We start from the raw sequence: 15,339 nt of genomic DNA on the forward strand, positions 1-15,339 counted from the left end.
AAGACGGTGTGTCAGTCAACGAAAATGTTGTCTGACACACCGTCTTCGCGAGCAAGCCCGCTCCCACAGGTAGGGTATGACTTAAATCAGGCCTTCGCCGGCTCCAACGCCATTTCCACCACTTCCGGCCGCTTGAGCAGCGCATACGCCACGCCCGTCAACAGCGCGCCCGCCACGATCGCCAGCAAGTACAACAGCGCATGGTTGATGGCGTTGGGGATCAGCATCACGAACAACCCGCCGTGCGGTGCCATGAGCTTGCAGCCGAAGTACATCGACAGCGCCCCGGTCAGCGCGCCGCCGGCGATGCTGGCCGGGATTACCCGCAACGGGTCCTTGGCCGCGAACGGGATCGCGCCTTCGGAGATGAAGCACAGCCCCAGCACCAGCGCCGCTTTACCGGCTTCGCGTTCGGTCTGGGCGAATTTGCGCCGGGCCAGGAAGGTGGCGATGCCCAAGCCAATGGGCGGTACCATCCCGGCGGCCATCGTCGCGGCCATTGGCGCGTAACTCTGGGAAGCCAGCAGCCCCACCGAGAACGCATAGGCTGCCTTGTTGATCGGCCCGCCGAGGTCGACGCACATCATTGCCCCCAACAGCACACCCAGCAGGATCGCGTTGGTGGTGCCCATGCTATCGAGGAAGTGGGTCAGCCCTTCGAGCATGCCCGCCACCGGCTTGCCGACGATGTAGATCATCACCAGGCCAGTGAACAGACTCGCCAGCAACGGAATGATCAGGATCGGCTTGAGCGCCTCCAGGCTCTGGGGCAGCCGCGCGTAACGGTTGATCGCCTTGGCGGCGTAGCCAGCGAGGAAGCCGGCGATGATCCCGCCAATGAACCCGGCGCCCAGGGTGCTGGCGAGCAGTCCGCCGATCATGCCGGGGGCCAGGCCCGGCCGGTCGGCGATGGAATAGGCGATGTAGCCGGCCAGCAGCGGCACCATCAACTTGAACGCGGTGTCGCCGCCGATCTGCATCAGCGCCGCCGCCAGGGTGCCGGGCTCTTTGAAGGCGGTGATGCCGAACACGAACGACAAGGCAATCATCAGGCCGCCCGCCACCACCATCGGCAGCATGAACGACACGCCCGTCAGCAAGTGTTTGTAGACGCCGTTTTTTTCCGCCTTCGCCGGGCCTGCGGAGGCGCCGCTCGCGGCACTTTCCTGCCGGCCTTCGGCCAAGGCTTTTTTCAGCGTGGCTTCGGCCTGCTTCAACGCGATGCCGGTGCCGCAACGGTAGATCTTCTTGCCGGCGAAACGCTCGGTGGCGACTTCAATGTCGGTCGCCAGCAACACCACATCGGCCTCGGCAATCGCCTCGGGACTGAGCGGATTGCGGGCTCCCACCGAGCCCTGGGTTTCGATCTTCAGGTCATAACCCAGGCGTGCCGCGGCCTGTTGCAAGGCTTCGGCGGCCATGAAGGTGTGGGCAACGCCGGTCGGGCACGCGGTAATGGCCACCAGCCGCGGAGCACGCTCGGTCGATGGCGCAGGTTCTTCGGCGAGCACGTCGGCCTCGCCCAGTACCTCGGCCTCTTCGGCACCGCGACGCAGCACGGCGTCAACGTCTTGCAGGGCCAGGGCCGGGGTGCTGCGGAACACCCGCTTGCCGACGAACCGCGACAGGTCCACCGGGCCGCTGGTGACCAGCAACACCCACTCGGCCGACTCCAGAGTCGCGGCTGACAATTGGCGTTCAGGATGGGCCGCGTCATGGACTTCGACACTGGTGCTCCAACCCTGGCGCTGCGCTGCCGCGTCCAGCAGGCGGGCGCACAACACGCTGGTGACCATGCCGTTCGGGCAGGCCGTCACAATGGCTAGTTTCATTCTTGCGAACCCTCTTATTGTTCTGTCAGGGGGCGCACGCGCACGCCCTGTTCAAGCGACGCCAGCAACGCGGTGTCGTGGATACCAAAACCGATCTGGGTGACCGCCATGGCAGCGATGGCCGTCGCGGTGCGCAGGGTTTGCTCCGGCGCGTGGGCTCCGAGCAATCCGTGCAGCATGCCAGCCAGCAGCGAATCGCCCGCGCCCACGGTACTGGCGACAGTCACCTTGGGCGGCGAGGCATGCAGCGCCGAACCGACGCTGAACCAATTCACACCGTCGGCGCCGTGGGAAATCACCACGTGCTCGACGCCTTGGGCATGCAGGCGCTGCGCCGCCTGGGCTTGGGCCAATTCCGTGACCACATCGCACCCCAGCGCATCGGCCAGTTCCTCGGTATTGGGCTTGATCAGCCATGGCCCCGACGCCAGCGCAACGCGCAAGGCTTCGCCGCTGGTGTCGAGGGCAACGTTCAGGCCAAGCTTTTTCAACCGTGTGATCAGCGCCTGCAGCCATTGCGGACTGACGCCCCGGGGCAAGCTGCCGGCGACGACCACGGCGTCATGGCCAGGGGCGATTTGTTCGAGGCGCGCCAGCAACGCTTGTTGTGCGGCTTCATCGACCATCGGGCCAGGGCCGTTGAGGTCAGTGATGCGCCCGTCCTGTTCGGCCAGCTTGATGTTGCTGCGGGTTTCACCGGGAACGCGGATAAACGCGTCGACAAAGCCACGCTGGGCGAACAATGTCTCGAACACCTGGGCGTTGTCTTCGCCGAGAAAACCGCTGACGGTCAGCGTATGGCCGAGATCCGCCAACACCTGCGCCACGTTCACGCCCTTGCCGGCGGCATGGGCGTGCATGCCGTCGCTGCGGTTGACCTGGCCCGGTTCCAGGCGCGCCAATTCCACCGTGAGGTCGAGCGCCGGGTTGAGGGTCAGGGTAAGAATCTTCGCCATTACAGCGCCTCCACTAATGCGCGCACATCATCGGCGCTGCCCACGGCCAAGGCCTCTTGAGCCAGGGTTCGTACGTGCGCCAGGCTCAATTCGCGGACCCGCGCCTTGACCTCGGCAATGCTGCGGGCCGAGACACTCAACTCGTCCACGCCCAGGCCCACCAGCACCGGCACGGCCAGCGGATCGGCCGCCAGCTCGCCGCACACGCCGACCCATTTGCCATGGGCATGGGCGGCGCGCACGGTGATGTCGATCAGTTGCAGCACCGCTGGGTGCAAGCCATCGGCCTGGGCCGACAGGGTCGGGTGACCCCGGTCGATCGCCAGGGTGTATTGGGTCAGGTCGTTGGTGCCGACGCTGAAGAAGTCGACTTCCTTGGCGAGCACCGGCGCCAGCAACGCGGCGGACGGTACTTCGATCATGATCCCTAGCTGCAGGTCCGCCACGGGGATTTCCCGGCGCAGTCGCTCGGTCATGTCCCGGGCCTGGCGCCACTCGTCGACGCTGCCGACCATGGGAAACATGATCCGCAGCGGACGGTTGTCCGCCGAGCGCAACAAGGCCCGCAGTTGCGCTTCCATGATATGCGGGCGCTGCAAGGTCAGGCGGATGCCGCGCACGCCGAGGAACGGGTTTTCTTCCTTGGCGATTGGCCAATAGGGCAGCGGCTTATCGCCGCCGACGTCAAGGGTACGCACCACCAGCGGCCGACCGGCCAGGCCATCGAGCACCTTGCGATATTCGGCTTCCTGGGTCGCTTCGTCCGGGGCCTCGGTGTGGGCCATGAAGATCAGCTCGGTGCGCAACAGGCCGATGCCTTCGGCGCCCTGCTCCACCGCGCCGGTGACGCCGACGCTTTCGCCGATGTTGGCGAATACTTCAACGGCGTGACCGTCACGGGTCAGCGCCGGTTGGTGCCGTTGCTCGGCGGCGACCTTGAGGCGCTGCTCGCGGGTGTCGCGTTCCTCTTTGGCGCGCTGCAACGTGGCGGCGTCCGGGTCGACATGCAGGCGACCGCGTTGGCCGTCCAGCAGCAATGACGTGCCCGGCGCCAACAGCAACACCGCAGCGCCTGCACCCACCAAGGCCGGGATGCCCAAGGCGCGGGCGACGATGGCACTGTGGGCGGTGGCGCCGCCGCGTGCGGTGAGAATCCCCGCCACCCGCGCCGGATCGAGGCGGGCGACGTCGGACGGGCCGACTTCGTCCATCACCAGAATGTAGGGTTGTTCGGGTTCAGCCGGGGTTTCGATGCCGCACAACTGCGCCAGCACCCGGCGGCCGACGTCCCGCAGATCGGCGGCACGCTCGGCGAGCAAGGCATCTTGCAAGGCTTCCTGTTCTTTCGCGGCGGCCTCGATCACGCCCATCCACGCCGCTTGTGCGCTCTCGCCCAGCTTCAGGCGGGTGTCGACTTCGTCGGTCAGTTCCGGGTCGTCGAGCATTTCCTGGTGGGTGATGAAAATCTCGCGGATGGCCTTGGCCTTGGCACGCTCGATCAGGCCCTCGATGTCCCGACGCACCTGGCTCAAGGCTTTTTGCAGGCGCTCGCGCTCGATCGCCGGGGACTCGCCACGCAGTGGATACTCGATGTCTTGCAGCACTTGGATATGCGCCGGACCGATGGCGATACCCGGCGCGGCGGCGACGGCCTGGATCAGGCTGCCGGATTCCGGCGCGAGCAGCACGGTGGCAACTTCGGCAATGGTGGTTTCCCGTGGCGCGCTCGGTGGCGGCAGCGGTTCGACTTCTTCGCCGAGACCTTCTTCGACGGCTGCGAGCAACGCCGGCAACGCGTCGGCGGCAATGCCGGGTTCGGCAATGAACTCCAGGACCTGACCACGACGGGCGCCCAGGCTCAGCAGCTTGCTCAGGCTCTTCACCGACACGGCGCTGTCCTGGCCATCGACGATACGCACGCGGATCTCGCCTTCGAAGCTTTTCGCCAACTGGGCGAGGATCTTCGCCGGACGGGCATGCAACCCGTGGGCATTCGCCAGGCCGATGCGCGCGCTGGGCCAATCGGCAGGCAACTCGCCCCCCAGCACTTCCAGGACCTTGCGGCTGCTGGTGGCGCGGCCCAATTCATGGCCGCGACCTTCGATCAGCAACGCGCAGAGTCTTTCCAGCAAGGCTTGGTGAGCCTCGCCGAGGCTGGCCAGGCAGAACAATCCGCTCAAGGGTTGGCCGAGGTAACGAATGGGTTTGTCCGGCGTGACGAAGGCCAGGCCCGGACGCTTGACGGTCTGCTCGCTGTGCAGCCACCAGAGCCCGTCGCCGAGGGGCAACGCGTCGACCTGCTGCAACACGCCGGCAAAGCCGTTGCTCACGCAATCGGCCTGGCGCAACAGACGGGCGCCGCGCCAGACCAATTCTTCGAAATCGTCGGCCGACACACCGAGGCCGATCATCTGCGCATCCAGCGCCAGCTCCTGCGGCGCGCCCTGCAGCAATTTCAGCAGCGCTTCGGCGGAACCGGCGCGACGCAGGGCCTGGCCCAGGTCGGTCTCGCCGAGGGCGCGGGTCAGCAGTTGCAGCAGGCGCAAGTGTTCGTCGGACTTGGCCGCGATGCCGATCGCCAGGTAAACGATCTGGCCATCGCCCCAGTCCACGCCTTCAGGAAACTGCAGCAAGCGCACGCCGGTGGAATACACCAGGTCGCGGGTCTGCGGTGTACCGTGGGGGATGGCAATACCTTGGCCAAGAAAGGTCGAGCCCTGGGCCTCGCGGGCCTGCAACCCGGCAAGGTAGCCCTCGGCTACCAGCCCATCGGCCACCAGTTTGTCAGCGAGCAGTTGCAGCGCGGCGTCTTTATCCACAGCCACTTGGGCCATGGATATCTGCTCTAGAGTGAGCTCGAGCATGCTTTCTCCTTTTTGGCGTCCGGTTGGCGCCAGGTATTGTTTTGAATGAATCAGCTTAGCGTTGCAAAACGGCTTCCGGCGGTATCGCGGCAGCACCGACCAAAAACCTGAGAGCCTTGAAAATACGCCTGCTGAAACGTTTAATCTAGAAAGATTGGCACGTTACTCGATAATCTCTCATCCTTGAAGTGCAACTTGTCGAAAGCGTCTGGAGGGTGACCATCGATCCGAATCGGGTAGGATGAGCCTTCATTGTCGGGGCAAACTCGAAAAAACAAGGAAAACCGGGTTGAAACTCAGTGATATCGCCCAGCTCGCCGGTGTGTCCGTGACCACCGCCAGCTACGTCATCAACGGCAAGGCCGAACAGCAACGCATCAGCAACGCGACCGTCGAACGGGTGCGGGCGGTGGTCGAAGAGCATGGCTTCACGCCCAACCCCCAGGCTGCCGGATTGCGCAGCCGGCATACCCGCACTTTGGGTTTCATCTTGCCGGACCTGGAAAACCCCAGCTATGCGCGTATCGCCAAATTGCTCGAACAAGGGGCGCGCGCCCGAGGCTACCAACTGCTGATCGCCAGCTCCGACGATGCGCCCGACAGCGAGCGGCAACTGTTGCAACTGTTCCGCGCCCGGCGCTGCGATGCGCTGATCGTCGCCAGTTGCCTGCCCGCCGAGGACGACAGCTACCGTCAATTGCAGGCCAAGGGTATTCCGATCATCGCCATCGACCGGGTGATGGAGCCCACGCATTTCTGCTCGGTGATCAGCGATGACCGCCAGGCCAGCCTGCAACTGACCCGCAGCCTGCTGGAGACGAACCCACGGCAGATCGCGCTGATCAGCGCCCGCCCCGAACTGAGCATAAGCCAGGAGCGGACCGCCGGTTTCCGCGAAGCGCTGGAAGGTTTCGAAGGCCAGGTCCTGATCGAACATGGCGAGTCGTTCAGCCGTGAATGCGGTCGCCAGATGATGGACGAAATGCTCGCGCGCCTGGGCCATTTACCCGATGCGTTGATCACCACCTCCTACGTGCTGCTGCAAGGGGTGTTCGATGCCCTGCATGATTTTCCACTCAAGGCACGGCCGCTGCGCCTGGGTACATTTGGTGACACACAACTATTGGATTTCCTGCCACTGCCGGTCAACGCCATGTCCCAGCAGCATCAACTGATCGCCGAAAAAGCCTTGGAGCTGGCGCTGGCGGCCATCGAGAACGATGATTACCAACCCGGTGTCCAGGCGATTGCGCGCACGTTCAAACAGCGCATTCACCAAGGCTGAAGCGTCGGAATTCCACATGGAACTGATCGACACCCACACCCACCTGGACTTTCCCGATTTCGACGTGGACCGGCCGGCGCTGCTGGCCGAAAGCCGCGCCCTGGGCGTCCGGGAAATGGTGGTACTCGGGGTGTACCGGGACAACTGGCAACGCGTCTGGGATCTGGTGCAAAGCGACCCGCACCTGCATGCCGCGCTGGGCTTGCATCCGGTGTATCTCGATCAGCATCACGACGATGATCTTGCGCAGTTGCGTGAATGGCTGACCCGCCTGGCGGGGCATCGGCAGCTATGCGCTGTGGGTGAAATCGGCCTGGACTATTACGTCGAGTCCCTCGATCGCGACCGCCAGCAAGCGCTGTTCGAAGCGCAGCTGGAACTGGCCGTGGAGTTCGAGTTGCCAGCGCTGATCCATGTGCGCCGCAGCCACGCCGCCGTGATCGCGACACTCAAACGCATCTGCCCGGCGCGGGCCGGCATCATCCACGCCTTTGCCGGCAGCTTCGAAGAGGCTCGCGAGTACATCAAGCTCGGCTTCAAGCTCGGCCTCGGCGGCGCGGCCACATGGCCGCAGGCCCTGCGCATGCATCGGGTACTGCCGAAACTGCCGCTGGATGCGGTGGTGCTGGAGACCGACTCACCGGACATGGCCCCGGCGATGTTTCCTGGCGAGCGCAACAGCCCGGCGCATTTGCCGGCGATTTGTGAGGCGCTGGCGGCGATCATGGCGGTGACGCCTGAGCGACTGGCCGAGGCCAGTACCGCCAACGCCCGCCAATTGTTCAACTGGTAAAAACCTGTGGGAGCGAGCTTGCTCGCGATGGCGGTGTATCAGTCAACATCGATGTCGGCTGATCTGACGCCATCGCGAGCAAGCTCGCTCCCACATTGGACCTGCGGTGAATCAGCGGAAATCACACCCGAAACGCATTGATCAGTTGCTTGAGCTGCACCACCTGGGCGGACAATTCGCGGCTGGCGTCTTCGGTCTGGTGGGCGCCTTCGGCGGTGCGTTCGCCGGCGCGGTTGATCTCGACGATGTTCTGGTCGATGTCATGGGCGACGGCAGTCTGCTGTTCCACCGCAGCGGCGATCTGCTGGTTCTGGTCGACGATCATGCCGACCGCGCCAAGAATGTTTTCCAGCGCCTGCTGGACTTTCTCCGATTGCCCCACCGTGCCGCTGGCCATTTCATGACTGGTGCCCATCGCCTTGACGGCGGCACCCACGCCGCCGTGCAGGCGGCTGATCATTGCTTCGATTTCTTCGGTCGACTGCTGCGTCCGCTTGGCCAGGGTCCGCACCTCATCGGCCACCACGGCGAACCCGCGCCCTTGCTCACCGGCCCGGGCGGCTTCGATAGCGGCGTTGAGGGCCAGCAGGTTGGTCTGCTCGGCGATGCTCTTGATCACATCCAGGACGCGGCTGATGGACTGGCTGTCAGTCGCCAATTGATTGATCACCTGCACTGACTGGTCGATTTCACTGGCCAGCCGCGCAATGCTGCCCTGCTGGGACTCCACCAAGCCCCGCCCGCTGAGGGTTTCGTCGTTCACGCTGTGGGCGCTGCTGACCGCCGCCGCGGCGCTGCGGGCGACTTCCTGGGCCGTGGCGGACATCTGATTCATCGCCGTGGCGACCAGCTCGATCTGGCTTCGCTGGCCGGCGACGGCCAGGTTGCTCTGGGCCGATACCGTTTCCACCTGCCCCGCCTGGCGCTCGACCTCGGCGACGGTGCGGCCGACTTGCTCGATCAAGTCATGGATCTTCGCCACCGTGCCGTTGAATACCTCGCCCAACTCGCCCAACTCATCCTTGCTGCGGGCGACGAAATTGACCGTCATGTCACCCGCCGCGACCTTGTCCATCATCGCGCCCAAATGTTTGAGCGTAGTGCGCGTCGAAGCGTAGAAACCGGCGTACAGGTAAAAGATCAGCAGGAACACCGCAGCCAGCGCCACGGCTTGCAGCACCATGTGGCTGCGGTTCTGCTCCAGGCGGTGCTGCAGTTGCACATCGAGAAAAGCCAGCGTTTGCTCGTTCAGCCGATAGGTCTGCTCCATCAGCCCGCTGACTTGTTCGAAGAATGCAGGCCATGGCGCGTCAAGGGTATCTGCCATGACGACCTGGTTTTCAATCAGCTCGGCGGCCTGCTTGAGGGTGCTCTTACTGCCTGCGGCCTGATCGGCAAGTACTTGCCCGGCCGCCTTGCTCGAGCCCAGGGCATCCTGCAGTTTCAGATCATATTCGCCCTGGAGCTTCTCGATCTGCACCAGCAACTCGTCGAACCGAGTACTCGACGCGGAATTGAGAAAGCCCAGCCCCAGCGACGAAGCGCCCAGCGCGCGACCGTCGCCCAGGGTCTGGGTGACGTTGGGTGTCACGGCAATGACGAGGTCGCTGAGCTGACGGATGTCGCCCTGGTTATCACGGCTCAGGCCCGCCTGGCTGGCGATGATCTGGCCGAATATCTGCGCCTTGTTGAGCAGGCTGCCAATCAAGGCGCTTTTGCTTTGCAGGGAGTTTTCGGCCTGTTGGGCCTTGAAGGCCGCGATCATCTCGTCGCGCTTGGCATCGAAGGCACTGACCTGCTCGGGCTCCATGGCCATGGCCGTCATGCCTTGCAACCGCGCGAGAACCTTTTGCTCAAGCGCCGTTATCTTCGCCTCCACGTCGCCGGCCTTGCCGGACTGGCCGAGGCTGGCATTGATCTGCACCAGATTGTTCAACGTCTCCAGGTCCCGGCGCAGCGTCAGGCTACTGCCCAGCAGGTCAAGGCTTTGCAGCTCCACTTGCGTGCCCTGGAATTCCCGGTAGGCATCGCGCACCAGAAAGAAGTTGGTCACCAGCATCGGCAGCAGGAATAGGACACTGATCAGGCTGAACTTCATGCCGAAGCTCAGGCGGTTCATCAGGGCGACGGCGGGCCAGAGCAAACTCTTCACAAGGAAGCCTCCCGGTAGTTTTTTATTTTTATGGGACTGGCACGCGAAAGCAGCAGAAAGCCACTATGCGGGCGCTGCCACTGTATAGCCTAAAACGACGGGGAGATTTGTAACTTAAGGTTAACGAGGGCAGACGGTCCTGTGGCGAGGGAGCTTGCTCCCGCTGGCCTGCGAAGCAGGCCTTGGGGCTTCCTTCAGGGAGATCGCTTTTGTCCTGGTTGACGACTGCTGCGCAGCCGAGCGGGAGCAAGCTCCCTCGCCACATCAGCGCCTCGCCACCGCTTGACTGGTTTGATCAGGCCAACACCGTCCACAACGCAAACCCGGCATACCAGAGCACCGCCGCGCGCAGCAGCAATTCCCAGAGCCGATCCAGGCTGTTGATACCATCCGGCCCGGCGACGGGCGTGGGAATCTCGCCGGCCACCAGGCCAACTTTGTCGATGAGGTCGGCGGCGCTGATGTTCCAGTTCAGCAGCTCATGCAGCATGACTCGGCTGACCGCCACGAAGTTGCCCACCAAGGCAAAGCTCGCTGCCAGCAACCGCACTGGCACCCAGTCGAAGGCATGACGCAGCTGCGCTGCACGCTCCGCCACGCCAGGGTTCTGGCTGTGTTCAGCGGCCAGCGCCAGCAACCGATAACTCAGGGCAGCCACAGGGCCCAGCAGGAAGTACCAGAAGATCACCGCGAAAAAGCTCTGGTAGGCCTGCCACAGCAAGTGTCTCTGTACCCGCTCCAGCAATTGCTCGCTGCCGTCGGCGTCGATATTCAAGTCGCGCTTGGCCACGTGAGCCGCCGCTTGCAGGTCCTCACGCCGCCACGCATCGCGGAACGGCCCGAGAGCAGCCAATAGATCACCGCGGCCCAGGCTATAGATCACCACCAACAGGTGCACCGGCAGCGCCAGCAACCCATAGGCCACCGGATCCAGCACCCAAAGCAGCAACGCCAGCGCCGCCACCGGCAGCAGGACCATCGCCACCAACACCAGCCAAGGCCGATTGCCCCAGCGCGGGCTCGCCTCGAGCCTGTTCAGCTCGCCCAGCCAGCCGCCGTCACGCTGGACCCGCTGGCGCAAGGCCGAGAACTTCTCGATCCAGACCGCCAGCAGCAACACCAGAAAACTCATTGTCCTTCCCCTCCTGTCAGGGCCGTGCGGTAGCGCGCCCAGTCGAATGCCGGTCCCGGATCGGTCTTGCGCCCCGGGGCGATGTCGCTGTGCCCGCAAATACGCTGCACCGTGATCGCCGGAAACGCTGCCTGCAACTGCCGGGTCAGTTCCACGAGGGAGAAATATTGTGCATCGGTGAAAGGAATATCATCGGTACCTTCCAGCTCGATGCCCACGGAAAAGTCATTACAGGTCTCCCGCCCCTCGAAGCACGAAACGCCCGCGTGCCACGCACGATCCACACAAGAGACAAATTGGGTCACGGCGCCGTCACGTTCGATCAGGAAATGCGCAGAGACGCGCAGGTCGGCAATACCGGCAAAGTAGGGATGTTCCGTGACATCCAGGCGATTCTGGAAAAATTCCTGCACTTTGCCGGTAGCGAACTGTGCCGGCGGCAAGCTGATGTTGTGGATGACCAGCAGGGAAATTTCGCCCTCGGGGCGCGCATTGAAATTGGGCGAAGGGCAATGACGCGCGCCATCGCACCAACCGCTCGCGGAGTCCAGCTGCATACAGGTTCCTTCGATGACGACGGAGAATCCCGTCAGTATGCCGCGATCGGACCGGGCTGCGCGATCACTTGCCGCGATTGAGTTGGCGCAGGTTACCCAGCACGGACTCGAGCGCCCGGTCGAACAGTAAGGTATCGTCCAGCAACCGCGCCGCTCCCCGGCGGAACTCCAGGGCCAGGCTGGTGCGGCTGTGCTCCAGGACCTTGAGGCCGGTGCGATTGACGAAGACGTATTTGCCGGTGGCCTGGATGATTGCCGCCAGCTTGCAGCGAAGGCTGTTGTCTTCGTCTTCCTGGAACTCCACCCAACTTCCCAGGCGCAATTGATCGACTTGCAGCAGGCCCACGTCATCGGCTGGCAGGCGCACGGTCGGCTCTTCCGTCGGCGTCTTCGGCGCCGTGCGCAGGACGATGGGCTCCGCCACTTCGACCATGACCGGCAAATCGGTGGGTTCGTCCTGCTCCGTCACCTGGCCCAACCTTTGTAGGGCCTGGACATGGAGCACTTCCAGCTCGCTGAAAAACTCGCTGGTGGCGAACGGATCGAACGCCGAACGACTCAGCCCTTCGCGCAAGGCCTTGAGCAATTCCGGCACCATTGCCAACAAGCGCAGGCCCGCATCAGGCTCTTCGTGGTGCTGGACGCTCCAGACCAGTTGTTCGAGGGTCAATACGTCGGCCTGCCATTCGGCAGACTGCTCGCCATGCTTGAACCCCGTCAGCAACAACACCTGGCTCCAGGCCTGTTGCACGAAATCCACCACGGCCTGGGGCAGGAGCTTGCCCAGCATGATCTGGTTCAGCGCCCCTTCGACCCGCTGGCGAGCCAGTTCAGCCTTGGCCCGTCCTTCTTCGGCGTCCCTGATGCGTTGTTCAAGCAACTCGCTGCGACGGCGCTCATCGCTGGTAAATGCCAGGAAATCGGCCAGCACTTCGGAAAATATTGCCGGATCGTCGACATAGTCGTTCAGCAAGCGTTGCACCACCTGCTCGATGCGCTGGTAGAGGCTGTCGCGCTGGTGATCGTCACAGTCGCCCCAGCCCATCGCCGCGGCGGCGATTTCATTGAGCAGCCGGCGGGCCGGGTGATTGCCGCGACTGAAAAAGCTTTTGTCCTGCACGGCGACCTTGAGCATGGGAATCTGCAGCCGTCCGATCAAGGCCTTGAGGACGTCCGGCAGGTTATGGTCGTCGAGAATGAATTCGAACATCATCGCGATGAGGTTGATCACATCTTCATCGGCACCATCGACGACACGGGACCTGCCGCTCTTGACGCTGACGCGGGTCAACAACTGCTCGAGCTGGCTACGCAGGTCGAAATCGTCCTGGACCGCTGGCGCCGGCACGTATTGCTGCAAATGAGACAGCAAGCGAAGCAGGTCGCGTGTCGAGATCGGCTGGGCCGGCGCGCTCGGTTCCAGGGTCGGCGCGACGCTGCCTCGCACCTGGACCAACAGCTTCTGCAATGCGGCAAACACTTCGTGCACGCTGTCATCGACATCCTCCGCCCGTGGCCGGACGGCGCCGTCGCCCCTGGGCCGAGGGGCTTCTTCGGCGCGATCCGAAGCCCGGCGTGATGGAGCAGCCTTCAGGTCCGACAGGATACCCGTGGCGGCCAGCAACTGATTGGCTTCGGCGTAGAACTGGTCGCATTCGCTGAGTACATAACGCTCGAAGAGCTTGAGCAGGATCAGCTTGACCTTGATGCCCACGCCGAGATTGCGTCCGGCCTGGAGAAAATGCTCGCACAGCAATGCCGGGCTCAACGGGTTCTGCTGGTTCGCCAACGGCCGGTCCAGCAATACACTGAGCCGCGCCGTGAGTTGATCGAGCGACACGCCATCGCGGCTGAGCACCCGGGCCACCATGGTTTCCACCGCCAGGCGGCGCTCCAGCTCGTCATGGTTCGGCTGGGGCGCCATGGCACCCAGCACCGGCGCCAGGGTCGCCTGGGTAAGGTCATACTGGGCCAGGCTGACAAACGCCTCGAAAAACTGTTCGAGGAATTCCCGTTCGATGCTTTTGCGTTTGAGGCGCAGGTCACGCATGGCTTCGAAATAGAGGTTCTGCTCGACATCATTGCGCGCCCGATCGGCCATTTCGAACAGCGTGTCATCGGCGTTATCGAACAGGCCTTGCAATCCAACGCGCAACTGCTGCGCCGCCTTGTCGCGAACCTGAAGCAGAATCACAGGCAGGCGGGCGAGCGGCGAACGATTCGCCTGGTCGGTAGGCACCTTGTGCAAAGGCACTACATTCCCGTCGTTGTGCATCCTGGCCTCCTGAAACGGCATTCTTCGGTTCGCGACGTCAAAGTCATGACGTCAATCGAAAGGCGGATTATCAGGTAAAAAGAGCCCGTCACACCAGAGGACTCTGTGAACCGGCTCAAAGAGATCGCAATAAATGACCGGCATTTCGGGTAAATGTTGCGAGCAGGCGACCAAATGCAAGCCAACAAGCCCCAAGCGGATATAATCCGGCCACTTTGTTTGTGGAGCCCGTTATGCCGAATCTACGTCTCGCCGACCTGACCGCCGAAATCGAAGCCAACGTGCGCCGCGCGCTGCTGGAAGACATCGGCAGCGGCGACATCACTGCGCAACTGATTCCCGCCGAGCGCCTGGCGAAGGCCACCATCATCACCCGTGAAGCCGCCGTCATCAGTGGGACGGCCTGGGTGGACGCGGTTTTCCGGCAATTGGACCCGCGTGTTGCGGTGCATTGGCAAGTACGTGACGGTGACCGGGCGGCCCCTGACCAGGCGCTGTTCCACCTCGAAGGCCCGGCCCGCTCACTGCTGACGGGTGAGCGCAGCGCGCTGAATTTCCTGCAGTTGCTTTCCGGCGTCGCCACCCGGGCTCGCTACCTGGCGGACTTCGTCGCTGACACCCAGGTCAAGCTGCTGGACACCCGCAAGACCCTTCCGGGGCTGCGCCTGGCACAAAAATACGCGGTCACCTGCGGCGGCTGTCATAACCACCGCATCGGCTTGTACGACGCGTTCCTGATCAAGGAAAACCACATTGCCGCTTGCGGTGGGATTGCCCAGGCCATCAGCGCCGCCCATCAGATCGCACCGGGCAAACCGGTGGAAGTCGAAGTGGAAAGCCTGGCGGAATTGAAAGAAGCACTGGCGGCCGGCGCCGACATCATCATGCTCGACGAACTGAGCCTGGACGACATGCGCGAAGCGGTGCGCCTGAACGGCGGCAAGGCGAAACTGGAGGCCAGCGGCGGCATCAACGAAAGCACGTTGCGCCCGATCGCCGAGACTGGCGTGGACTATATTTCCATCGGGGCGATGACCAAGGATGTGAAGGCCATCGACTTGTCGATGCGGCTCAGTCTCTGAGCAACTTCAAGCCTCAAGCTGCAAGCTTCAAGCCGCTCCGTGCTTGTCTTGCAGCTTGTAGCTTGTAGCTTGTAGCTTGTAGCTGCTTTTAAACTACAAGATTGTTCATCTCGCAATATTCATCCCATTCCACACCCAACACCTCGGCCGCCTCCTTGTGCAAGGCAAGGCGCTGCGCCTCGAATTCCTCAGGAGTGCTGGTGTACTTGAGCGTCAACTCCCAAGGCTGCAGCCCCTGGGCTTCAGCCTCGTCTTCGAACGCCCATTTGATCTGGTCTTTCTGATCGTCGGCGGACAGGTCCTTGATCTCATCCCGCAGTTGCGGCGTTTCTTTCAAGTACTTTTCCAGGGCTTCTTCGTGCCTGGCTTCTTGACTCAATTCTTTAACGGTCATGGCGTTCTCGCTGATCT

10 protein-coding genes and 2 pseudogenes are annotated in these 15,339 nt (G+C 63.2%); 3 read left to right on the forward strand and 9 right to left on the reverse strand.

Annotation, left to right across the window (positions count from 1 at the left end; genetic code table 11):
* Positions 1-86: 86 nt before the first annotated feature.
* Genes JMN22_RS17965 through ptsP form a run of 3 tightly spaced genes read right to left on the reverse strand, consistent with a single transcriptional unit; the run spans position 87 to position 5,652 of the window.
* Positions 87-1,832 (reverse strand): PTS fructose-like transporter subunit IIB, encoded by a 1,746-nt coding sequence (locus JMN22_RS17965; protein ID WP_198797611.1) that lies wholly within the window; start codon positions 1,830-1,832, stop codon positions 87-89.
* A 14-nt stretch (positions 1,833-1,846) separates the two neighbouring features.
* Positions 1,847-2,788: a 1-phosphofructokinase gene (pfkB, locus tag JMN22_RS17970; protein ID WP_030139805.1), complete on the reverse strand. Its 942-nt coding sequence runs from the start codon at positions 2,786-2,788 to the stop codon at positions 1,847-1,849.
* Positions 2,788-5,652 (reverse strand): phosphoenolpyruvate--protein phosphotransferase, encoded by a 2,865-nt coding sequence (gene ptsP, locus JMN22_RS17975; protein ID WP_198797612.1) that lies wholly within the window; start codon positions 5,650-5,652, stop codon positions 2,788-2,790. Before ptsP ends, pfkB begins: the two co-directional genes overlap by 1 nt.
* 289 nt (positions 5,653-5,941) lie before the next feature.
* Between ptsP and cra the strand changes: the two genes are divergently transcribed.
* Both cra and JMN22_RS17985 read left to right on the forward strand, forming a co-directional pair.
* A complete protein-coding gene (cra, locus tag JMN22_RS17980) occupies positions 5,942-6,937 on the forward strand; it encodes a catabolite repressor/activator (RefSeq protein ID WP_030139803.1) in 996 nt (331 codons plus the stop codon).
* 16 nt (positions 6,938-6,953) lie between these two features.
* Positions 6,954-7,730: a TatD family hydrolase gene (locus JMN22_RS17985; RefSeq protein WP_198797613.1), complete on the forward strand. Its 777-nt coding sequence runs from the start codon at positions 6,954-6,956 to the stop codon at positions 7,728-7,730.
* Positions 7,731-7,851: 121 nt separating this feature from the next.
* On the opposite strand, the pseudogene JMN22_RS26870 reads toward JMN22_RS17985, so the two are convergent.
* The 5 genes and pseudogenes from JMN22_RS26870 to JMN22_RS18005 all read right to left on the reverse strand — a co-directional run.
* Positions 7,852-8,424, reverse strand: a pseudogene (locus JMN22_RS26870) (methyl-accepting chemotaxis protein); the annotation flags it as partial.
* 285 nt (positions 8,425-8,709) lie between these two features.
* Positions 8,710-9,849, reverse strand: a pseudogene (locus JMN22_RS26875) (HAMP domain-containing protein); the annotation flags it as partial.
* Positions 9,850-10,177: 328 nt separating this feature from the next.
* Positions 10,178-11,014: a regulatory signaling modulator protein AmpE gene (gene ampE / locus JMN22_RS17995; RefSeq protein WP_030139800.1), complete on the reverse strand. Its 837-nt coding sequence runs from the start codon at positions 11,012-11,014 to the stop codon at positions 10,178-10,180.
* Positions 11,011-11,571 carry a 1,6-anhydro-N-acetylmuramyl-L-alanine amidase AmpD gene (ampD, locus tag JMN22_RS18000; protein ID WP_198797614.1) on the reverse strand — a complete coding sequence of 187 codons (561 nt, stop codon included), beginning with the start codon at positions 11,569-11,571 and terminating at the stop codon, positions 11,011-11,013. Before ampD ends, ampE begins: the two co-directional genes overlap by 4 nt.
* A gap of 64 nt (positions 11,572-11,635) precedes the next feature.
* Positions 11,636-13,846, reverse strand: a complete 2,211-nt coding sequence (locus JMN22_RS18005) for a DUF1631 domain-containing protein (RefSeq protein WP_030139798.1) — start codon at positions 13,844-13,846, stop codon at positions 11,636-11,638.
* A gap of 233 nt (positions 13,847-14,079) precedes the next feature.
* Between JMN22_RS18005 and nadC the strand changes: the two genes are divergently transcribed.
* A complete protein-coding gene (nadC, locus tag JMN22_RS18010) occupies positions 14,080-14,928 on the forward strand; it encodes a carboxylating nicotinate-nucleotide diphosphorylase (RefSeq protein WP_030139797.1) in 849 nt (282 codons plus the stop codon).
* Between the two features lie 88 nt (positions 14,929-15,016).
* Here nadC and JMN22_RS18015 read toward each other — a convergent pair whose 3' ends face one another.
* Positions 15,017-15,322, reverse strand: a complete 306-nt coding sequence (locus tag JMN22_RS18015) for a DUF6388 family protein (RefSeq protein WP_198797615.1) — start codon at positions 15,320-15,322, stop codon at positions 15,017-15,019.
* Positions 15,323-15,339: the final 17 nt, after the last annotated feature.

The organism is Pseudomonas sp. HB05 (assembly GCF_016756915.1).
Taxonomy (GTDB): Bacteria; Pseudomonadota; Gammaproteobacteria; order Pseudomonadales; family Pseudomonadaceae; genus Aquipseudomonas; species Aquipseudomonas alvandae.